This window comes from Serratia proteamaculans (genome assembly GCF_013337185.1).
GTDB classification, from domain to species: domain Bacteria; phylum Pseudomonadota; class Gammaproteobacteria; order Enterobacterales; family Enterobacteriaceae; genus Serratia; species Serratia proteamaculans_D.
In genome coordinates this window covers 1,098,291-1,118,348 of record NZ_SWDE01000001.1, presented here as the reverse complement: position 1 = coordinate 1,118,348, position 20,058 = coordinate 1,098,291, and the positions used below count along the sequence as shown (strand labels likewise).

The window sequence follows — 20,058 nt, the reverse complement described above, 5'->3', positions numbered from 1 at the left end:
TTAGGTTTTGAAACACATTGTTGTCACATTAATGTATCAATATCGGTTACATTAATTGGCTGGATTATAGAAGTGCCTCTCTGTTAAATGCAATAATAAAAATTGCATTTAATGCGAAACTGCTGCAACGTAATGGCATCGGGCAGCGGAACTACCTGCCAAGTCATGGGAGCGTCAGCATGAACAGCACGGGTTTTATTACTGATTTGATTGAGTGGATTGATAACAATCTGGAAGAGAAGCTGGATATCAACACCGTGGCGGGCCGCGCGGGGTATTCCAAGTGGCACCTGCAGCGAATGTTTAAACGCCAGACCGGCTACGCGCTGGGCGAGTATATTCGCATGCAAAAGCTGAGGGTCTCGGCAGAGCGTCTGGCCAACAGCGGCGAACCGATCGTCAGCGTGGCGATCTCACTCGGCTTTGACTCGCAGCAGTCCTTCAATCGCAGTTTTAAACGACACTATGGTCAAACCCCGGGCGACTGGCGCCGTGCCGTGATGCAACCCTCTATGGCGGTTGGTCGCACGCACTGAAGCGGATAGCAGACAACAAAAAAGCCTGAACTTGCGTTCAGGCTTTCTCGTAAAATAGGGCGGTGAGGGAGGGCTTGATTCGCTGCGCTCACTCTACGGGCCCCCTTTGGCGGCCCAAAACGCCTGCGTTTTGTCAAACCCTGTCGAGGGTTCTTACCCCATCCCGGTCGGTATGACATGCAAAAAAAAAGTCTGGAGGTTAATCCAGACTTTCTCTTTAAAATATGGCGGTGAGGGAGGGGTTCGAACCCTCGATACACTTACGCGTATACACACTTTCCAGGCGTGCTCCTTCAGCCACTCAGACACCTCACCGTATTTTGTCGTTGCGTGCTCACTGCTGCAACGGGGCGCTACTATAGGGAGAGCGAGCGATCCGGTCAAGCAGAATTTCTGCGTTTCGGCGCGTCCGCTTAAGCCGTGTTCGCTTTGCTGAAAACTGCGGCGAACGGCAAGGGTGGGGGCCCGCACCCGAATTCCCTGTTTCGCAGACAACAAAAAAGCCTGAACTTGCGTTCAGGCTTTCTCGTGGAATATGGCGGTGAGAGAGGGGTTCGAACCCTCGATACACTTACGCGTATACACACTTTCCAGGCGTGCTCCTTCAGCCACTCAGACACCTCACCGTTTTACTTCATCGCTAACGCTTTGCGCTGTCGACGGGCGCTAATGTAGGAGAATCTGATCCCAGCGTCAACCCTCTTGTGACATAACCATGACTGTTTAGCTAAAGTTGCAGCAATTTGCTGATTTCCCGAGCGATCGGCCGTCATGTCGCATCAATTGATGGGGGAGACATGGCGTAAAATTATATAGCAGGCTAATATTTGAACGCTTCAGTATGTATTAGCTCAATATATCAGCAAGAGTGAAGTCTGCAGTGCTGTTATATGCATTAATACTGGATTATTAGTCATATGTATCGCTAAATGGAAGGGTGCTGGCGCGGGGTTTTGGCAAGGATCTTCACACCACCGCGCAGGTTGCCGGGCAACGACCCGGCGATAAGCAGACAGGGATTGATCTAACAAATAATAATGCAGCAGAGGTTCACTTTGACTTCGACAGATTCCACACCGACGGCGCCACAGCGCCATGCCATTCCCCCGGGGGCCGGGGCACTGTTCTTTATCCAAATCTTCGCCACGCTGGGTTTTGCCGTGCTGTACTCGACGTTGGTACTGTACGCCACCAAGCGTTTGGGCTTCAGCGAAACTAACGCTAACGCCATGATGGGCGTATTCGGGGCGTTCAACTACGGCTTGCATATGTTTGGCGGCTATCTGGGTGGGCGCTTCCTCAGTAACCGCAACCTGTTCGTTCTGGGTATGGTACTGCAGGTGATCGGCTGCGCGTTGATCGCCGTTGCCGGGGTTTGGGGTCTTTACTGGGGCCTGGCGATGTTCCTGACCGGCAGTGGGCTGAACGTCACCTGCATTAATATGATGTTGACCCAGCGTTTTAAGCCGGACGACGATCGGCGCGAATCAGCCTTCCTGTGGAACTATGCCGGGATGAACCTGGGGTTCTTTGTCGGTTTTACCGTCGCCGGCTATTTCCAACTGACCGAAAACTATCGCGCGCTGTTCCTGTTCGCCACTTTGGGCAACGCGGCGGCGATCATCGTCGCCGTCAGCCGTTGGCGTATTCTGGCCGATCTCAACACACCATTGCATGACGCCAGCCGTAGAGAATATCGCTGGCGCATGCTGGTCGGGTTAGCGGTATTGGTGGTGTTGGTGCCGATTATCCGCGTAATGCTGACCCATGCGGAGTTCAGCGGTTATTTCGTTATTGGCCTTGGCGTGCTGATTTTCCTGATGCTGTGTGTGGTCACACTGCGTCATCATCCACGTGACGAACGCCGCCGGATGACGGCTTACCTTATCTTGTCGCTGGGCTCATTGGTGTTTTGGGCGCTGTATCAGTTGGCGCCGATGGGGCTGATGCTGTTCTCCGAGCACAATATCAACCTGAACGTCTACGGTATTCAGGTGGCACCGCAGTGGATCCAGAACATCAATACGCTGGTGATCGTGGTTGGTGGGCCGCTGATGGCCTGGTGGTTCAATCGCCTGCGCGCCCGTGGCTGCAAAATCGACATTCCCATGCAGTTCTCCGGTTCGTTGTTTTGTATCGGGCTGGGTATGCTGGTACTGCCGTTGGGTATCAGCCTGGCCGGCGGTGACGGGCTGGTGGCGTTTAAATGGATTGCCATCAGTTATGTGCTGCAGAGCATCGGTGAACTGATGATTTCCCCAATCGGCTACGCGATGATCGGCAAACTGGCTCCCCCCCCGCTATCAGGGAGTGATGATGGGTTGCTGGATGATGGTCACCGGCGTCGCTTCGGTATTGGCGGGCTACGTCTCGGGCCTGATGCCGGAAAACAGCGGCAGTACTCCGGTGTTGACCAACCCCGGTTACAGCGAAGTGTTCAGCGTGCTGGGCTGGGGAGCCGCAGGCGTTGGCGTGGTGATGCTGATTTTGATCCCGTTGCTGCGCCGTCTTATCAGGCACGACACCCCTGTCGCCGCCTGATATCCCGCAGCATAAAAACAGCCCCACTGGTCGGGGCTGTTTTCGTTTTGGGCTTTAACGCTTGCATCTGTCGGCGAATCGCGGAAGTCTGGATGGAAACAGATAAAAACAGACGGAGTTGCGAAGATGAACATCATTTTTTACCACCCCTTCTTTAATGCCGGGGAATGGCTGACAGGCCTGTCACAGCGCTTGCCGCAAGCGCAGGTTCGTGCCTGGCAACCGGGCGATGATCGTCCGGCAGATTACGCGCTGGTGTGGCGGCCACCCCATGAGATGTTGGCTAACCGTGGTCAATTGAAAGGCGTGTTTGCCCTCGGCGCCGGCGTCGACGCTATCCTGGAGCAAGAACGTGCCTACCCGGGTACCCTGCCGGCAGGGGTGCCGTTGCTGCGCCTTGAAGATACCGGCATGGCGCAACAGATGCAGGAATATGCACTGAGTTATGTGCTGCGCTATTTCCGCCGTTTTGATGAATACCAATTGTTGCAACAGCAGCAGGAGTGGCGGCCGCTCGATCCCCATCTGCAGGAAAACTTCACTATTGGCATTCTCGGCGCCGGGGTGTTGGGCAAAAGCGTGGCGCAAAAGCTGACGGCGTTTGGTTTTAACGTGCGTTGCTGGAGCCGTAGCCCCAAACAAATCGACGGCGTGCAGAGCTTTGCCGGAGCCGAACAGCGCGCCGCGTTTCTCGATGGGGTGCAATTGCTGATCAATCTGCTGCCCAATACGCCGGAAACCGCCGGGATCCTCAATCAGCCACTGTTCGCGCATTTGGCGCCGGGAGCTTACCTGATCAACCTGGCACGCGGTGCGCATCTGGTTGAGGACGATTTATTGCAGGCGCTGGAGCAAGGCCAGCTTGCCGCCGCCACGCTGGACGTGTTCGTCACCGAGCCGCTGCCGCAGGCGCATCCATTCTGGCGTCATCCGCGTGTCACCATTACCCCGCATATTGCTGCCATCACCTTGCCGGAAGCGGCAATGGATCAGATAGCGGCGAACATTCTCGCGCTTGAGGCCGGACAAACACCGGCCGGCGTAGTGGATGTGCAGCGCGGTTACTGATCTTCCGGTGATGCACCTGCTAAGCTAAATAAATAATAAACCGCGCCTGCCGCCGTACTCTGGCAGGCCGCTCAGAAGGAGAAGCAATGTACCCCGTTGATTTACATATGCACACCGTCGCCAGCACCCACGCTTACAGCACGTTGCATGATTACATCGTCGAAGCCCGGCAAAAGGGCATCAAACTTTTCGCCATCACCGACCACGGCCCGGATATGGCCGATGCACCGCATTATTGGCATTTTATGAATATGCACGTGTGGCCGCGTCTGGTGGACGGCGTGGGCATCCTGCGCGGCATCGAGGCCAACATCAAAAACCGGCAGGGTGATATCGACTGCACCGGTCCGATGCTGGATAAAATCGACGTGATTATTGCCGGTTTCCACGAGCCGGTGTTTGCACCACAGGACAAGGCCGCCAATACCGAAGCGATGATCGCGGCGATGGCGCAGGGGGACGTACACATTATCAGCCACCCCGGTAACCCAAGATACCCGATTGATATTGCCGCGGTTGCTGCTGCGGCGGCGAAGTATGAAGTGGCGCTGGAACTGAATAACTCGTCGTTCACCCATTCGCGCAAGGGCAGCGAAGAAAACTGCCGTGCGATTGCTGCGGCTGTACGTGATGCCGGCGGCTGGCTGGCGCTGGGCTCGGATTCACATATTGCCTTCTCACTCGGCGGTTTTGAACACTGCGAGCGCATTATTGCCGAAGTGGAGTTCCCGCAGGAACGCATCCTTAATGTTAGCCCTCGGCGCCTGCTGGACTTTCTCGAACGGCGCGGTAAGCCGGCGATTGCGGAACTGGCCGATTTGTGACATCGTCCCGGCAAATTTTTTCCGTATTGTATAAGGCATTATCATGAATGAGTTTTCTGTTGTTTGCCGCGTGCTGGGTACGCTGTTTTATCGTCAGCCGCAAGATCCGTTGCTGGTGCCGCTGTTTACGTTGATCAAAGAAGGCAAACTGCGACAGCACTGGCCGCTGGAGCAGGATGACCTGTTGGTGCGTCTGCAGCAGGGTTGCGATGTCAACCAGCTGTCCAGTGATTTCAACGCGATGTTTGTCGGCAGTGAGTGCAGCGTGTCACCATTCCGCTCTGCCTATGTTGAAGGGGCGACAGAAGCGGAAGTCCGTACTTTCCTGCAACAGCGGGGGATGCCATTAAGCGAAGCGCCGGCCGATCACTTCGGCTCACTGCTGCTGGCCGCCTCCTGGCTGGAAGATCAGGCGCAGGAAGACGAAGCCCAGGCGCAGATCACCTTGTTTGACGACTATTTGCTGCCCTGGTGCGGCCGTTTCCTTGGTAAAGTGGAAGCTCATGCCACTACCGGTTTTTACCGCACCCTGTCGCTGTTGGCTCGCGAGTCCATTCAGGCGATGCGTGACGAACTGGCGGAGTACGAACAAGACGAAGAACAGCCGGGCGAAGAGGGCGAAGAGGGCGAACAGCCTTAATGCCTTGCCGGCCGGTTTGCGCCTGACGGCGGAGCCGGCCACTTTCCCCGCTACACAGGTTTTCATCCCCCATACGTAAATTGACAAATAATCCCCTAATCTGACGGTTCACCGGCAGCTTGGCCAATCTGTGCCTGCGCGCTTCGTTTCCTTCGGCAAAGGGTAAATTATGAAAAATAACTGGATGCAGCAGATCCAATCCATGATTGGGCAAAAGGCCGGTTCAATCGGCGGGTCGGAAGGCATCGGCAAACTGCTGGCCCCGACCGCACTGGGTGGCCTGGTGGGCGTCTTGCTGGCGAACAAGTCATCACGCAAATTGGTAGGTAAATTCGGCAAGAACGCGTTGATTATCGGCGGCAGCGCGGCGGTGGGCGCGGTGTTGTGGAACAAGTACAAGCAGCGAGTGAAAGAAACTCATCAGGATGAGCCACAGTTCGGTCTGCAAACCACGCCGGTAGATTTACGCGCCAAACGGCTGGTGCAGGCGCTGGTGTTTGCCGCCAAGAGCGATGGTCATATCGATGCGGAAGAAAAACGCGCTATCGACCACAGCCTGGAACAACTGCAGGTAGGAGAGGAAGCGCAAAAATGGGTGCAAGAGGCCATCGATCAGCCACTGAACCCGGATCTGATTGCCCAGAGCGTGAAGAATGAAGACGAAGCGTTAGAAGTTTATTATCTGAGCTGCATGGTGATCGACGTCGATCACTTTATGGAGCGGGGTTATCTCGACGCGCTGGCGCAGTCGTTGAAGATCCCGGCGGACGTTAAGCAGGGCATCGAAAACGACGTGAACGAGAAAAAGCGCGAGCTGGCATAGCGCCGCTTGGCAAGCCGGGGGGAATCGTGTCACTCTTGCCTTAATCAAGGTAAGCGGATGATTTAGCAATGATGACACCCCCTAAGGCAGAAAAACGTCCTTATCCCATCACTACCCACGGCGACACGCGTGTAGATGACTATTATTGGCTGCGCGACGACGAGCGCGCAGACCCTCAGGTGCTGGACTATCTGCAGGCGGAGAACGCCTTTACCGACGCAGTGTTGAAACCGCAACAGGCGCTGCGCGAAACGCTGTATGAAGAGATGGTGGCGCGTATTCCCCAGCAGGAACATTCAGTGCCTTACGTCCGGCACGGTTACCGCTATCAGACGCGCTTCGAACCGGGCAATGAATACGCGATTTACGTCCGTCAGCCGCAGGCCGAGAGCGAGCATTGGGACACCCTGATCGACGGTAACCAACGTGCCGAGCAGCGTGAGTTTTATACCCTGGGCGGGCTGGAAGTCAGCCCTGACAACCAAAAGCTGGCGGTCGCGGAGGATTTCCTTTCCCGTCGCCAGTACGACATTCGTTTCAAAAACCTCAGCGACGATAGCTGGACTGACGAAGTGCTGGAAAACACCTCCGGCAGCTTTGAATGGGCCAACGACTCGGCCACCGTGTATTACGTACGCAAACATGCCAAAACGCTGCTGCCTTATCAGGTCTATCGCCACGTGGTGGGCACCGATCCGCAGCTCGATGAGCTGATCTACGAAGAAAAAGATGACACCTTCTACGTCGGCTTGGAAAAGACCACTTCCGATCGTTTTATTCTGATCCACCTGAGCAGCACCACCACCTCGGAAATCCTGCTGCTGGACGCCGATCGCGCCGACAGCAAGCCGCAGATGTTTGTGCCGCGTCGTAAAGATCATGAATACGGTATCGATCACTATCACCAGCATTTCTATATCCGTTCCAACAAGGACGGCAAGAACTTCGGCCTCTACCAGAGTGAGCAGGCGGATGAGGCGCAGTGGCAGACGCTGATCGCTCCACGCATCGAGGTGATGCTGGAGGGCTTTAGCCTGTTCCGTGACTGGCTGGTGGTGGAAGAGCGCAGCGAAGGTCTGACCCAACTGCGACAGATCCACTGGCAGAGCGGCGAAGTGAAGCGCATTGCCTTCGACGATCCCACCTACACCACCTGGCTGGCGTACAATCCGGAACCGGAAACCGAGCTGTTGCGCTATGGCTATTCTTCGATGACCACGCCGACCACGCTGTATGAGCTTAATCTCGACAGCGGTGAGCGCGTGATGCTCAAGCAGCAGGAAGTGAAAAACTTCACCCCGGAAAATTACCGCAGCGAGCGGGTATGGGTGAAGGCTCGCGATGGCGTCGAAGTCCCGGTTTCGCTGGTCTACCGCCACGATAGCTTCACGCGCGGTACTAACCCGCTGATGGTATATGGCTACGGATCCTACGGCAGCAGCATGGATCCGGCCTTCAGCGCCAGTCGCTTAAGCCTGTTGGATCGCGGTTTTGTGTTTGTGCTGGCACACATTCGCGGCGGCGGCGAGCTGGGGCAACTGTGGTATGAAGACGGCAAACTGTTCAAAAAGCAAAACACCTTCAACGATTTCATCGACGTAACCGAAGCGTTAATCGCCCAGGGTTACGGTGATGCCAAACGGGTGTTTGCCATGGGCGGCAGCGCCGGTGGCCTGCTGATGGGCGCGGTGATTAATCAGGCACCCAAGTTGTTCAACGGCATTGTGGCGCAGGTGCCCTTTGTTGACGTGGTCACCACCATGCTCGACGAGTCAATTCCACTGACTACCGGCGAGTACGACGAATGGGGCAACCCGAACGAACAGGCGTATTACGACTACATTTTGCAATACAGCCCGTACGATCAGGTTAAGGCGCAGGATTACCCGCATATGCTGGTCACTACCGGCCTGCATGACTCTCAGGTGCAGTATTGGGAGCCGGCCAAATGGGTGGCCAAGCTGCGTGAGCTGAAGACCGACGATCGCAAGCTGTTGTTGTATACCGATATGGATTCCGGTCACGGCGGCAAGTCCGGACGTTTCAAAGCTTATGAAGATATCGCGCTGGAGTACGCCTTTATTCTGGCGCTGGCGGAGTAACCTTCAGGCGGGCGGCTGGCGCTGCCCGCTTTTTCAACCAATCAGATAGTATTTCAGCGTGTGCTTCATGTCCGGACTGAGGTCTTCAATAGATTTCAGCATCCAGCGCAAATAGCCGGGATCTTCCTGCGCGACGCGATCAATTTCCTGTCCACGATACTTACCGAACTTGAACTTCTTCAGCAGTACTGGCTGGTCAGTGATTTGCGCCATCTGTTCCGGCGTCCAACCTGAATCCTTGATGATGCGTTGCAACAGCGCGGCGGTCACGTAGCAGTCGTATAACGCCCGGTGTGGGTAAAGCGTGGTGTCCTGCGGCAGTTGAACATCGAGATTCAGCGCATAGCGCAGATATTGGTTGCCGTATTTGATGTCCGGGTACAGGTTGCGCGCCAGTTTCATGGTGCATATCCAGGCGCCGCGCATTTCGGGTAACACGCCGCGATCGAATGCCGCATTATGCGCGACATAGTAGGGACTGCCCTGATAGCGACCGATAGCAACCGCAATGCGTGGTTTCCCTTCGACCATCTGCTCGGTGATATGGTGAATGGCCATGGCCTCAATGCCAATAGGGCGGTCGGGGCTGATTAAATCGCTCATTGGGTTGGCGATTTGTCCGTCGATCAGATCAACAGAAGCCACCTCTACCACGCCGCCTTCCAGCCCGCAGGTTTCAGTGTCTATTACGCGTAAATTCATGGTTTCCTCAGAGTGGCTGTACAGGTTTAGCTTAACCGGCAGGCCTGCGCCTGCCAACCGCTGAAAGGTGGAGCATTATTTCAGGCAACAAAAAACCCGCCTTGGCGGGTTTAATTACGGTTAGAAGTTCGCTTACTCGCCGGTCGACTGGCCTTTCTTCGCGCGTTTGCCTGCACGTTTTTCTGCAGGGGTTTTCAACGGCTTCTTCTTCGCATTTTTTTTGCTATCCATTCCCTTACTCATGATGGCCTCTCAGTTACCTATGGTTGGGTGGGTTGCTCAGCCATTAACCCCCTTACGCCTGTCGGATGCAAGCAGGAAAGCGAGTGGTTTTGTTAGTCGATTGTTTATAGGTGCAATTTTGTTTTCGTATGCATGGCTGCTTAATTATTATGATATGTTATAATATAACAATTAAGTAATAACCGGAGAGCGCAATGAACGTTGTGACCTTACTAAACCAACAGCAGCTCCTGGCCATGCCGGAGTCTGATTACATGAACCCGGCGCAGCGGGCTTTCTTCCGCCAGCGCTTGCTGGACGAGCAACAAAAGCTGTTGCAGCACATTGATGCGTTGAAGAGGGATATTGATGGCGGCGAGGTGTCCGGCGACGAAGCGGACAAAGCCGCCCGCGAAGAGGACCTGCGATTGCTTTTCCGCCAGTTGGATCGCGAAAGCCGTCTGTTGCCGAAAATCAGCGCGGCGCTGACGCGATTACATAACGGCGAATACGGCTATTGCCGTGAAAGCGGTGAGCCTATTGGACTGGCGCGGCTGTTGCTGCGGCCGACGGCGGAGCTAAGCATTGAAGCCAAAACCGCTCAGGAAATGCGAGAGCCACATCTGCGTAAACGGGGCTAAGTTCACGGCTGGCTACTCGTGGCCAGCCGGTATTTTGCCGTCAGTTCGTATTCATTTTAAGCAAACGCACCCTAACTTGTTGGGGAGGGCAGGAGTTTTCAGGTTTTACCGTTGACCAAATGAGTGGCTTCGGCTTTTATGAGGGTATGACCCACTCAGAGACGGAAGCGCCATGGAACAATTACGAGGTTTGTACCCGCCGTTAGCAGCATATGACAGCGGTTGGCTGGACACTGGAGATGGCCACCGGATCTACTGGGAGCTGAGCGGCAACCCTGACGGTAAGCCGGCGGTGTTTATTCACGGCGGGCCGGGCGGTGGTATTTCCCCTTATCATCGCCAACTGTTCGACCCGCAGCGTTATAAGGTGTTGCTGTTCGATCAGCGTGGCTGTGGCCGTTCCAAGCCGCACGCCAGTCTGGACAACAACACTACCTGGCATCTGGTGCAGGACATTGAACGGCTGCGCGAAATGGCCGGTGTCGATCAGTGGCTGGTGTTTGGTGGTTCCTGGGGCTCGACGTTAGCGTTAGCCTACGCGCAAACCCACCCGCAACGCGTCAGTGAAATGGTGCTGCGCGGTATTTTTACTCTGCGTAAGCAGGAGCTGCATTGGTACTATCAGGACGGTGCCTCGCGCTTCTTCCCGGAAAAATGGGAGCGCGTCTTGTCGATTCTTTCAGAGGAAGAGCGTAAGGACGTCATTGCGTCTTATCGCCAGCGCCTGACCTCAACGGATCTGCAGGTGCAGCTTGAGGCAGCCAAGCTGTGGAGCGTGTGGGAAGGGGAGACGGTTACCTTGCTGCCAAGCAGCGAGTCGGCTTCTTTTGGTGAGGATGATTTCGCGCTGGCGTTTGCCCGCATAGAAAACCACTATTTCACACATCTGGGCTTCCTGGAGAGCGATGACCAACTGCTGCGCAATGTTCCGCTGATCCGCCATATTCCGGCGGTGATTGTCCATGGTCGCTACGATATGGCTTGCCAGGTGCAAAACGCCTGGGATCTGGCGAAGGCCTGGCCGGAGGCGGAACTGCATATCGTCGAGGGGGCCGGGCACTCGTTTGACGAACCGGGTATCCTGCATCAGCTGATGCTGGCCACCGACAGGTTTGCCGCAAAGTGACATTAAGCCCGCCATCTCGGCGGGCTTTTTACTATTTGGACTTCGGCTCGTACGGCAGGCGTGAAAACTTGTGTGATTCGACGCGGTAATGCGCCACGCGCTCGCGGAAATAATCACGCAGGTGCGCCGGCTGTTCACGCTCAACCATTTCCGGGATCACCGGCATGTTGTAGCGTTCTTTGAACGCCACGCCGGAAGCCGCGAGATCAACGTTCACTTTGTCCATCTCTTCTTTGGAAAGCTCTGCCAGATTGTAACCCACCGTATTCTCCTTACTGTTACCGCATTGGATCAGCGCAGAAGGTAATGCACCCGGCGGCGCTTGGCAAGCCTGAAGCGCAGAAGGGGAGTTAAGTACAAAGAATGGCAGGCGGTATGAAGGGTTATTTATTACACTGATGGCAATGTAATCTATTTATTATTTTAAATAAGAATGATTCGCCTTTTGATTAAATATAAAGATGTAAATGGTTATCATAATAATTTAAATGAATAATTTGTGTTTTTAATAAGATGCTGATTTTTAAGTGATTAAAAATTAAATGGGTAATGATGTGAATCAAGTGTATTTATTTTGTTTTCACCAAGGCATAATGCGGAAAATTAAGTTGATACCTGCAAAATAAAGGAATGATTATGCTGACGCCAGAAATGACCAAGAAGCTGAATGAGCAACTGAACCTGGAGTTTTACTCTGCCAACCTGTACCTGCAAATGAGCGCATGGTGTAGCGATAAAGGCTTTGAAGGGGCTGCCTCATTCCTTAAAGAGCATTCTCAGGAAGAGATGCAGCACATGCAACGCCTGTTCGAATACCTGAGCGATACCGGTTCCCTGCCTCTGCTGGGCAGCATCGCTGCACCGCCGGTTGAATTTGCCTCCCTGGCGGATGTGTTCCAGCAGACTTACGAACATGAGCAACTGATTACCCGTCAGATCAACGAACTGGCGCATGCTGCCATGACTGCCCACGATTACTCTACCTTCAACTTCCTGCAGTGGTATGTTGCCGAGCAGCACGAAGAAGAGAAGCTGTTCAAATCCGTGCTGGATAAACTGGCGCTGGTGGGTAACAGCGGTAATGCACTGTTCTTCATTGATAAAGATCTGAAGAAAATGGGTGCAGCCGGCGAGAACGGTAACGGCTAGGTTTAATTACCCTTGTTGAAAACCGCGTATCGGCTTTGCCCGGTGCGCGGTTTTTTTATGACCTGAGTTTATCGCGGTTATACAGCGATATGTGCTACCAGATCGCAAAATGCCAGCGTTCTGCTCGACTTGCATAATGACACTCGTTATCATTTGACCCGATACGCTACAGGGATGGTAGAGAGTTAAAACAGTGGGTTACTGGTTAATCCCTTCTTCTGTTTACCCGTGGCGCAATCATCTGCGGTGGGTTGGGCTGCTGATACATCGTCCTGGCGGTTAGCCTTAACCCTTATCACCCTCGATTATTGCTGTAAGGGATATCACTGTGATTGGTAAAATTCGTTCTTCTTATCGCCTGCTTTCCACTATTTTCGTGCTGTTTGTTGGGCTTTCTTCACAGCAGGCTCTGGCGCATGCTCATTTGAAAGTTGAAACACCGGCGGCAGATGCCAGCGTTAGCCCGGCACCAAAAGTGCTGACGCTTAACTTCTCCGAAGGTATCGAGCCTAACTTTAGCGGCATTAAAATCACCGGGCCAGACAACGCCGAAGTGAAAACCGGCAAGTTGCAGCTTGATGCGAACAACAATACCCAGGTCAATCTGCCTATCGAAGGCGATCTGGCCGCAGGAAAATATAACGTCAGCTGGCATGTGGTTTCGGTCGACGGTCATAAAACCAAAGGCCAGTACAGCTTCACCGTAAACTAACTCATGAGTCTGGCGACCCTGTTTGTCCTGTGTCGCTTTGTGCACTTTGCGGCGGTGATGCTGATGTTTGGCTCCAGCCTGTTCACCGCCTTATTGTCGCCACAGCGCCTTTCCCCGTATCTCACCCGTGATGTGCGTCCTTTACTGGTCTCCTGTACCTGGCTCGCCGGGCTTTCTGCCGTGGCGCTGCTGGCTATTCAGGCCGGACAGATGGGCGACGGCTGGGCTGACACCTGGCGACTGGAGGTGTGGTGGGCGGTACTGGGCACCACCTTCGGTGAAGTCTGGCGCTGGCACCTGGGCATTTCATTATTGGCGTTGCTGAGCCTGTTGCTGGCAGAACCGCGCCGCACGCAGCTTTTGGCACTGCTTTCCACATTGTTGCTGGTCAGCATGGCGTTTATTGGCCATGCGGCGATGCATGAAGGGGCACTGGGCGTAGCGCATCGTTTTAACCACGCGCTGCACCTGCTGGCAGCCGGTTACTGGTTTGGCAGCCTGCTGCCGTTGCTGGTTTGCCTGCGTTATCTGGCTCAACCGCAAAGCCGCAGCGACGCGGTCACCACGCTGATACGCTTTTCGCGTTGGGGCCACCTGGCGGTAGCGCTGGTGTTGTTGACCGGCGTGATCAACAGTTTGATTATTCTCGGTAGCTGGCCGCTGGACGTTGATTCACCTTACCAGCGCCTGCTGCTGTTCAAAACCGCACTGGTGGCGCTGATGGTGATGGTGGCGTTGGCCAACCGTTACGCTATCGTCCCGGCGATGAGCAGTATGCCGCAGTTGGCCCAGCGCGGGCTGGTGCTGGCCTGCTGGATTGAAGTTGGGTTGGGCGCGGGCGTGCTGCTGCTGGTCAGTTTATTTGCAACTTATGCGCCGGTGTAACATTGCGGCTTGCCGGATGCCCCCAAACTGCGGGAAAATTGAATCAAATAGCAACCTTAAGGCCACAACATGAAATCGGCATTACTTGGCATAACGCTGCTGGCAACCGCGACCGGTGCGCTGGCGGCAGATCAACTGGTGAATATCACCAAGCTGGAATACGGCAAACAATGGGCGTTCACCAAAGAAGAGGTGACGTTGCAGTGCCGCAGCGGCGGCGCACTGTTCGTACTCAACAACAGCACGCTGATGCAGTACCCGCTCAACGAAGCCGCAGAGGCGCAGGTGAAAGCAGGGCAGCAGCGCGCCCAGCCGCTGGACGTGATCCTGCTGGACGACGCTGCTAATCCCGGTCATAAAATGAGTGTTGAGCCGTACCGCGAACGCGCCGAAAAGCTGTGCGCTAACTAATCGCTTATCCCACAATGGCTTAGCTTGGGGGAACCGGTGATGGAAAATTACGCTGAATTAATTTCTTCATGAAACTATCACTCGCCGTGTGGCTGGCTGGCAAAAATAGCGCGGTAAGCTACTCTTAAAGTGCACGGCTGAACAAGCTTTGCACAAAATGCCAACTTTTAGCGCACGGCTCTCTCCCAAGAGCCATTTCCCTAGACCGAATATAGGAATCGTATTCGGTCTTTTTTTGTTTGTTATTTTAAAACAGTCACTTACAAGCAAAACAACCACTTATCACGCCTCCTGTTCTACCGTATTACACCCTTTTTCTTCCTCTGTCGCCACTTTGCCGCCACTGTCCTTGTACGTCTGTGTCAGTGGGTTGAGCGCTATTGCCTCCTCTAAATGGTCTGGCGCGAAATGGGCGTAGCGCATCGTTACCCTGATATCTGAGTGCCCAAGGATGCGCTGCAAGACTATGATATTCCCCCCACCCATCATGAAGTGGCTAGCAAAGGTATGGCGGAGCACATGCGTCATTTGTCCTTCTGGCAAGGTTATATTCGCCAGTCGCAGAACTCGATAAAATTGCTTGTAGCAAGGATCAAACTCCTTTTCATCCAGTATTGTGAGCTCGTCATATAATTCTTTCGAGATGGGGACCGTTCTGTTTTTCTTCCCTTTGGTGTTGGTATACGTGATTTTATATTTTGATATCTGCGATGGCCTTAGTTTTGCGGCCTCATTCCATCTGGCGCCAGTTGATAGGCATATCTTTACGATGAGTGTTAGCTCTTGGTTGCCATGAGCATGGCAGGCGTTTATCAGTGCTTTTATTTTCTCATTGTTCAGCCATGCCATTTCCTTTTCTGGCTGATCGAACTCCCTGATATTTTCCAAGGGGTTTGGCAAAGACCATTCCCCCAATCTTTTTAATTCGTTGAATACAGCCCGCATAAAAGCTTGTTCACAGTTAACCGTTCCCGTGCTGACCTTCCTTGTTTCAAGACTGGTGCTATAGCCGTTATCGATTTCTCCGCGCAACCGCTGATCGCGATAATGGGCCCAATCCCGTGGGGTAATCTCCGACGCTACCGGATCACCCATGCCGTTACAGATAATGACCAATTTGCCAAGTCGGCCTTTTTTGTCATTTAGCGAGCAGCCATGCAACCTGTACCACAGATCGTTCAACTCGCTAAGTTTTCGCTTATCTTCCTTATCGCCCAGCCAAGGCTTGGCCTTTGCCTGGTCGAGCTGATAGCTCTCGAAGGCGAGTGCCTCCCCCTTGGTGGCGAATTGCTTACGGGTACGCTTGCCGCCCCTCCCGTTGTGATAGAACTCGCACAGCCACTTGCCGGTGCTCAATTTTCTTACGGTCATACTCGTAGATCCAGTGAGCCGAACGGGCGCCGGGTGATCCTGCTGCCGATTGGAGTCAGCAAAATTTTGCTGATTGATTGACGAATGTGATCGATATCTTCGACGGCGCGGCCGCTGTTGGTGTTCATGCCTTGATACATCATTTGACCGGTCCTCCCGATGTCCCGCCGCCTGTTTCTACACCACTGTGCATATGCTCATCAACGACGACGCCATTAGATGTGAGTTGGCCGCCGCTGTGGGTGATGTCGCCTGTCATCGTCCCGCCATCAGTGACTGATAGTTGTGCCGTTTCCAGCAATTGAGTGCAGGTGACTTTTGGGGTTTCCAGCCTGATCCCCGTCGTCGCCTTAAATATTGCTGATTTCACACCCTCCACGGTCAGGGCACTGGCCTCGGGGTCATAACTGAACCTGGCGCCGTCGGGGAACTCAGCAACCAAGGCGCCTTCCGAATCCGAGGGGGCGGGGTGGGCGTCCGAAAAAATGGCTGGCAGGACAAATGCGGTTGTCAGTTCACCGGCCATGCTCAAGATCAGTACCTGCTCCCCGATTGACGGTGCCCACCATGTGCGCGCGCTGCCTGCGCGCATGGTCAGCCATTTGAGCGGCGCGGTTTCAAGCCCGCCGGTTTGCACGCGGCATAGGCCGTTCTCTGCATCGACCTCGGAAATGGTTCCGATTCGGATCAGATTGGTCAGCAGGCGCAGGAGTTCTGAAAGTTGTGTATTCATTGGCACAGCCTGCCATGTGCATGCGCTAAGCTTCATGTTGCGGTCGTTGTGTAGTGGCTGGCACAATGTAGGGAATTATTTGTAACTTTACTGTGGAATAACTTTCTCTAACCTAGTTTACGAAGGTACGGACGTGACTAAAAAAAACAATGGATTACCACAAGTTTCTGAGCTACAGAGCAATATAAGCACGATCTCCATTACCATGATTGTGGGAGGTGTAAAAAAAGACATTCTCGGATTTAAAATAAAAAACAATGGGGATGTAATGATGTTACTTCGACATGCTCAGTCCTATCGTGAGGCTGGGACTGGAGCTGGTATAAAAAAACTCCCTCGGATTAAGCAGCAACGGTATACACTTCATCAAAGTTTACAGAGCAAGGAACAAATAAATGTTATAAAGCAAACGTTATCTGTCAAAGGCCATCCAGATAAAAATACATATTTATTTACACCAGTTATAAAAAATAAGTCTGGTTTTGTTCCGATATTTAGTCGAAGACTTCCGGCATTAAATACTGATCAGTATGATTATAACGAAACACAAAAAATAAAAGAAGAATGTTTAGGTGAGTTTGATGCGAATAAATCTATGCTTTTTCTTTCTGTGTTCGTAGGTGCCCCCGAGCTAGAGGTGCCTACAGATGAATATTATGCAAATATACATAGCGTAGTTATCGGTGGGTTCAGAATCTTATTTGTATGGTGTTACATGATGTTACCATCCCACCCTTCAGGTTTTTTATCCCATAAAATAACCCAAAAAAATCCAGACGGAACTGTCGGCGGTCAGGTTCCCGGACTGAATATGGAGGCTGCAGTGGCTGTAGCATTATACGATTTCTATTCCTCCATTGAAGAACTAGGAAAAACATTGCATGTAACAAATAATCTCCCCATAAACTTCGCTGAAAAGTCTATAGAGTTGACAGGTTTTGTTAAAAATCCATTGGATGAAAGTATAGAGATTAAGACAATTAAAAATGTTATGCAGGTGTCTCAAGAGCATCGACGTCTCTATGAGACATATACATCTATTCGGATTAATTAATTATAGTATGTGGTGTCTGGCACAAGGGGCCGATATCGAGCAAAGCGATTTGTGTCTATGTTTGCCGGCATGGCTAGCACAGCCGAAAACGACTGTGCTGCAGGTTATTTGCTGAGGTGGTCAATCAGGATGTCGCCGACGGCGGTGATGGCTGGATCATTCAGGCCAAATAATTGGCGGGCGTCGTATTTCACGGTTGGGCCCCGCTTACTCACTTTGTCGCGCAGCCCGTAATGGTGCACGCGTGCAATGCGCATAACGCCGCCGGCAAAGTAAACGGCGGCTTCGTCTGCCGTAGTTGCTGTTTTCATAAAGCGAGTAGTCTGCAGTTTGCTAAACATTTTCCTGCGTATCCGCCCCTTTTTGCTGCGGCCTTGCGGTTTTCGCTCGGTGTAGGGGGTTCCGTCCGGGTTGCGTTGCTGGCTGATCTGCAGGCGCTGGCGTCGGCGCAATTCATTAGCCCACTGGCGAGTTAGTTTTTTCCTCTCTGCTGGAGACAGTTGTGAGGCGAGGGCGGCTAGCCAGTCTTCAATCTGAATAAAGTCACTCATTGGGTGCCCACTGATCGGCGTAAGGTGGTTCCGGCTCAGGGATGGCCTCTACAACCATTTGGCCGCCTGCCTCTTTCACGATCACGCGCTCTGTTAGCTTCAGGTTTATGCTGATGTCGCAGGTGGTGTTATTCAGAATATCCACCTCAAACGTGAAGCCCTTATCTCTGCTGTCTGGGTTATGGAAGTTAATAAGGTCGCCGTTGATATCGGCAAGCAGGTAGGAATCGAAGTCGGTGTTCAGGAAAACGGTAGCGGAGCCCACAAACGGCTCCACCAGGCGGCGGCCTGGTGCGGTTGGCAGGTGTTGGCGCAGGGTGTCCATAATGCGGCGCTTGCCGCCCACCCATTTCAACGCGGAATTCAGCATAAACTACCCTCGGTAGTGGCGTGATTTTGTTTCGTGAAGCTCCTGGCAACTGGCGCAGCGGGCAACACCAGGAACGGCAAGGCGGCGTGCCTCAGGGATCTGTGCGTCGCACTCTTCACAAAGAAAGGCGGAAGGGGCGGCCGGTTTCCGGCGCGCCTGTTCGATTTGAGCAGCCAGGATCAGTTGCTGGCGTTCCTGCTCAATGTCCATTGCGTCGGCCATTAGTGCAGCTCCATCGCCTGGTTTTGGATGAATTCGGCTTCGTGGCGCAGCAGCTCCACGGCATCGCGCAGGCTCAGATCCTTGGCGATAATGGAGTTGGCCAGATTCTCCAGCTTGGTGGACATCACTGCGGCCTGGTTCTTGCGCTCATCCATGCGGGCGCGCTTCAGCATTTCGTCCAACTGGTAGGTGGCCTGGTGTCAGCGGCACAGTACGCGTAGTTTCAGTAAAAGCCATTTTGCCGCCTTACTGGCGATTGACAGCCGCGGGGCGGTAGTCAGTTGAGCCAGCAGTTCTTTCTGGTCTTGCGCCGGGCACCAGCGCCGGCCGTTCTGCAGTTGTATCCAACCGTGGCCAAAATGGCGGGATTGGCTTTGCTGCTTGAGCAGGGGAGCAATAGAAATTGGCATCATGTTCACCTCAACTCATGCCCAGTGACGCGCCAACGGCGGTGATGGCATCAACGGTGGAGGCCATTGTCGGGTTGGCATGGATGCGCGATTGGATGGCAAGGCCTGCCAAAGTCATGTAACGAATGCCGGCATTAACGCTTTCGCGTATCGCACCGCGGCGTGCGGCGGTCATGGCGCCATCTGCAACTGCCTCGGCAGCGACCTTGCCGATTTCGGAGGTGGCATTCAGCACATACGCCGCGACTTTGCCGCTGGAGAGTTCATTGATCGGTACGCACGGCTGGCAGTGCAGCTGCGCCAGCATCCCATCGATCAGCGTCGGGTCTTCGGTTAGGTCGGTCAGCGTCAGCAATTCCTCAACCGTCAGGCGGTGCGGCTGGTCTGGATTCAACTTGTTACGCAGCACCTGCGCCGACATGCCAGCATCAGCGCTCAACTGCTTGATGTTGTGCTTTGTCGCGAAGCGGCGGCAGGCTTCTTCGTAGTGCGCCTGTTTAGAGACTTGATAATCAAACATGGTTTAGCCCTTCAAAATTCGAATAATCGAATTAACCGCGGATGTAGCGGCATTTGATCGCAACCTGGCGGTTTTTCTCACGCCACGCTTCGAGATTGATCAGGGCGTTACCGTGCTTGGTCATCGTGACCTCTTCGATCTCGCCGGTCTTCCGGTTCTTTCGATTTTGCTTCACGGTAGTTGTAGGGGTTGGCGCCAGCAGCACAACGCCGTTAGCAATCCACTTCTCCAGCACGCATGCGCTGATGCCGTTAACGGCAATGAAGTCCTCTTTGGACATGGTTGGGGAGGTGTGCATAGCAACTGCGCGCTGCACTGCTTCCAGAATGGCGCCGCTCAGACCAGGCAGAAGAATGTTTGCAATCTGCGTGGGTGAAAAAGGCGTAGCGGGTGCGGTCTGGGGGTTTGCAATATCATGAGACATAACGCAATATCTCCGGTTAGT

24 protein-coding genes, 2 tRNA genes and 2 pseudogenes are annotated in these 20,058 nt (G+C 53.7%); 14 read left to right on the top strand and 14 right to left on the bottom strand.

The features are described from left to right. The first annotated feature begins 179 nt into the window (after positions 1-179). A complete protein-coding gene (locus tag FCL49_RS05235) occupies positions 180-536 on the top strand; it encodes a helix-turn-helix domain-containing protein (protein ID WP_135316110.1) in 357 nt (118 codons plus the stop codon). Positions 537-761: 225 nt separating this feature from the next. On the opposite strand, the gene FCL49_RS05230 is transcribed toward FCL49_RS05235, so the two are convergent. After that, positions 762-851 (bottom strand) — tRNA-Ser (locus tag FCL49_RS05230). A gap of 221 nt (positions 852-1,072) precedes the next feature. Next, a tRNA-Ser gene (locus tag FCL49_RS05225) sits at positions 1,073-1,162 on the bottom strand. Between the two features lie 411 nt (positions 1,163-1,573). Here FCL49_RS05225 and FCL49_RS05220 point away from each other — a divergent pair. The 6 genes and pseudogenes from FCL49_RS05220 (at position 1,574) to FCL49_RS05195 (ending at position 8,534) form a co-directional block, all read left to right on the top strand. Then, positions 1,574-3,077: pseudogene (locus FCL49_RS05220) on the top strand (peptide MFS transporter). A gap of 126 nt (positions 3,078-3,203) precedes the next feature. Further along, positions 3,204-4,145 (top strand): glyoxylate/hydroxypyruvate reductase GhrA, encoded by a 942-nt coding sequence (gene ghrA / locus FCL49_RS05215; RefSeq protein ID WP_174352697.1) that lies wholly within the window; start codon positions 3,204-3,206, stop codon positions 4,143-4,145. An 86-nt stretch (positions 4,146-4,231) separates the two neighbouring features. Then, positions 4,232-4,969 (top strand): phosphatase, encoded by a 738-nt coding sequence (locus FCL49_RS05210; protein ID WP_174352696.1) that lies wholly within the window; start codon positions 4,232-4,234, stop codon positions 4,967-4,969. Positions 4,970-5,012: 43 nt separating this feature from the next. Then, on the top strand, positions 5,013-5,609 hold the full coding sequence (locus FCL49_RS05205; RefSeq protein ID WP_174352695.1) for a TorD/DmsD family molecular chaperone: 597 nt from the start codon (positions 5,013-5,015) through the stop codon (positions 5,607-5,609). 169 nt (positions 5,610-5,778) lie between these two features. Continuing rightward, positions 5,779-6,432 (top strand): tellurite resistance TerB family protein, encoded by a 654-nt coding sequence (locus FCL49_RS05200; RefSeq protein ID WP_012006360.1) that lies wholly within the window; start codon positions 5,779-5,781, stop codon positions 6,430-6,432. 68 nt (positions 6,433-6,500) lie between these two features. Beyond that, the gene (locus FCL49_RS05195; protein ID WP_174352694.1) at positions 6,501-8,534 is read left to right on the top strand and encodes a S9 family peptidase; all 2,034 of its coding nucleotides are present in this window, start codon (positions 6,501-6,503) and stop codon (positions 8,532-8,534) included. Positions 8,535-8,567: 33 nt separating this feature from the next. On the opposite strand, the gene exoX is transcribed toward FCL49_RS05195, so the two are convergent. Next, the gene (gene exoX, locus FCL49_RS05190) at positions 8,568-9,236 is read right to left on the bottom strand and encodes an exodeoxyribonuclease X (protein ID WP_174352693.1); all 669 of its coding nucleotides are present in this window, start codon (positions 9,234-9,236) and stop codon (positions 8,568-8,570) included. A 437-nt stretch (positions 9,237-9,673) separates the two neighbouring features. Between exoX and dksA the strand changes: the two genes are divergently transcribed. Both dksA and pip read left to right on the top strand, forming a co-directional pair. Further along, positions 9,674-10,099, top strand: a complete 426-nt coding sequence (dksA, locus tag FCL49_RS05185) for an RNA polymerase-binding protein DksA (protein ID WP_135316118.1) — start codon at positions 9,674-9,676, stop codon at positions 10,097-10,099. Between the two features lie 172 nt (positions 10,100-10,271). After that, on the top strand, positions 10,272-11,225 hold the full coding sequence (gene pip, locus FCL49_RS05180; RefSeq protein ID WP_174352692.1) for a prolyl aminopeptidase: 954 nt from the start codon (positions 10,272-10,274) through the stop codon (positions 11,223-11,225). A gap of 31 nt (positions 11,226-11,256) precedes the next feature. On the opposite strand, the gene FCL49_RS24660 is transcribed toward pip, so the two are convergent. Beyond that, positions 11,257-11,487, bottom strand: a complete 231-nt coding sequence (locus FCL49_RS24660; protein ID WP_012006365.1) for a DNA polymerase III subunit theta — start codon at positions 11,485-11,487, stop codon at positions 11,257-11,259. Between the two features lie 374 nt (positions 11,488-11,861). Between FCL49_RS24660 and ftnA the strand changes: the two genes are divergently transcribed. From ftnA to FCL49_RS05155, 4 genes are all read left to right on the top strand, one after another. Next, complete coding sequence (gene ftnA, locus FCL49_RS05170) at positions 11,862-12,374, top strand: non-heme ferritin (RefSeq protein ID WP_174352691.1); 513 nt, start codon at positions 11,862-11,864, stop codon at positions 12,372-12,374. A 328-nt stretch (positions 12,375-12,702) separates the two neighbouring features. Next, positions 12,703-13,086 carry a CopC domain-containing protein YobA gene (gene yobA / locus FCL49_RS05165; RefSeq protein WP_012006367.1) on the top strand — a complete coding sequence of 128 codons (384 nt, stop codon included), beginning with the start codon at positions 12,703-12,705 and terminating at the stop codon, positions 13,084-13,086. 3 nt (positions 13,087-13,089) lie between these two features. Then, positions 13,090-13,971: a copper homeostasis membrane protein CopD gene (gene copD, locus FCL49_RS05160; protein ID WP_174352690.1), complete on the top strand. Its 882-nt coding sequence runs from the start codon at positions 13,090-13,092 to the stop codon at positions 13,969-13,971. A gap of 69 nt (positions 13,972-14,040) precedes the next feature. Next, complete coding sequence (locus FCL49_RS05155) at positions 14,041-14,382, top strand: YebY family protein (RefSeq protein WP_174352689.1); 342 nt, start codon at positions 14,041-14,043, stop codon at positions 14,380-14,382. A 282-nt stretch (positions 14,383-14,664) separates the two neighbouring features. Here FCL49_RS05155 and FCL49_RS05150 read toward each other — a convergent pair whose 3' ends face one another. The 3 genes and pseudogenes from FCL49_RS05150 to FCL49_RS05140 form a co-directional block, all read right to left on the bottom strand. Then, complete coding sequence (locus FCL49_RS05150; RefSeq protein ID WP_174352688.1) at positions 14,665-15,753, bottom strand: phage integrase; 1,089 nt, start codon at positions 15,751-15,753, stop codon at positions 14,665-14,667. Positions 15,754-15,764: 11 nt separating this feature from the next. Next, positions 15,765-15,896 (bottom strand): annotated as a pseudogene (locus FCL49_RS05145) (GPW/gp25 family protein); the annotation flags it as partial. Then, positions 15,893-16,486, bottom strand: coding sequence for a phage baseplate assembly protein V (locus FCL49_RS05140; protein WP_174352686.1), 594 nt, complete (start codon positions 16,484-16,486; stop codon positions 15,893-15,895). The pseudogene FCL49_RS05145 and the gene FCL49_RS05140, both read right to left, overlap by 4 nt. 133 nt (positions 16,487-16,619) lie before the next feature. Between FCL49_RS05140 and FCL49_RS05135 the strand changes: the two genes are divergently transcribed. Further along, positions 16,620-17,540 (top strand): hypothetical protein, encoded by a 921-nt coding sequence (locus FCL49_RS05135; protein WP_174352685.1) that lies wholly within the window; start codon positions 16,620-16,622, stop codon positions 17,538-17,540. 104 nt (positions 17,541-17,644) lie between these two features. Here the strand turns inward: FCL49_RS05135 and FCL49_RS05130 are convergent, their stop codons facing one another. Genes FCL49_RS05130 through FCL49_RS05100 form a run of 7 tightly spaced genes read right to left on the bottom strand, consistent with a single transcriptional unit; the run spans position 17,645 to position 20,037 of the window. Further along, positions 17,645-18,091: a phage virion morphogenesis protein gene (locus FCL49_RS05130; RefSeq protein WP_174352684.1), complete on the bottom strand. Its 447-nt coding sequence runs from the start codon at positions 18,089-18,091 to the stop codon at positions 17,645-17,647. Next, entirely contained in the window at positions 18,084-18,461 is a 378-nt protein-coding gene (locus tag FCL49_RS24850; protein WP_174352683.1) for a DNA adenine methylase, read from the bottom strand. The genes FCL49_RS05130 and FCL49_RS24850 overlap by 8 nt, the downstream gene beginning before the upstream one ends. A 3-nt stretch (positions 18,462-18,464) precedes the next feature. Further along, complete coding sequence (locus FCL49_RS05120; RefSeq protein ID WP_174352682.1) at positions 18,465-18,683, bottom strand: TraR/DksA family transcriptional regulator; 219 nt, start codon at positions 18,681-18,683, stop codon at positions 18,465-18,467. Then, positions 18,683-18,856, bottom strand: a complete 174-nt coding sequence (locus tag FCL49_RS05115; protein ID WP_174352681.1) for a DUF2732 family protein — start codon at positions 18,854-18,856, stop codon at positions 18,683-18,685. The genes FCL49_RS05120 and FCL49_RS05115 overlap by 1 nt, the downstream gene beginning before the upstream one ends. Before the next feature lie 27 nt (positions 18,857-18,883). After that, positions 18,884-19,093 (bottom strand): phage filamentation protein Fil family protein, encoded by a 210-nt coding sequence (locus FCL49_RS05110; RefSeq protein WP_174353470.1) that lies wholly within the window; start codon positions 19,091-19,093, stop codon positions 18,884-18,886. 10 nt (positions 19,094-19,103) lie between these two features. Continuing rightward, on the bottom strand, positions 19,104-19,613 hold the full coding sequence (locus tag FCL49_RS05105; protein WP_060430006.1) for a phage regulatory CII family protein: 510 nt from the start codon (positions 19,611-19,613) through the stop codon (positions 19,104-19,106). Between the two features lie 31 nt (positions 19,614-19,644). Continuing rightward, on the bottom strand, positions 19,645-20,037 hold the full coding sequence (locus FCL49_RS05100; RefSeq protein WP_174352680.1) for a hypothetical protein: 393 nt from the start codon (positions 20,035-20,037) through the stop codon (positions 19,645-19,647). Positions 20,038-20,058: the final 21 nt, after the last annotated feature.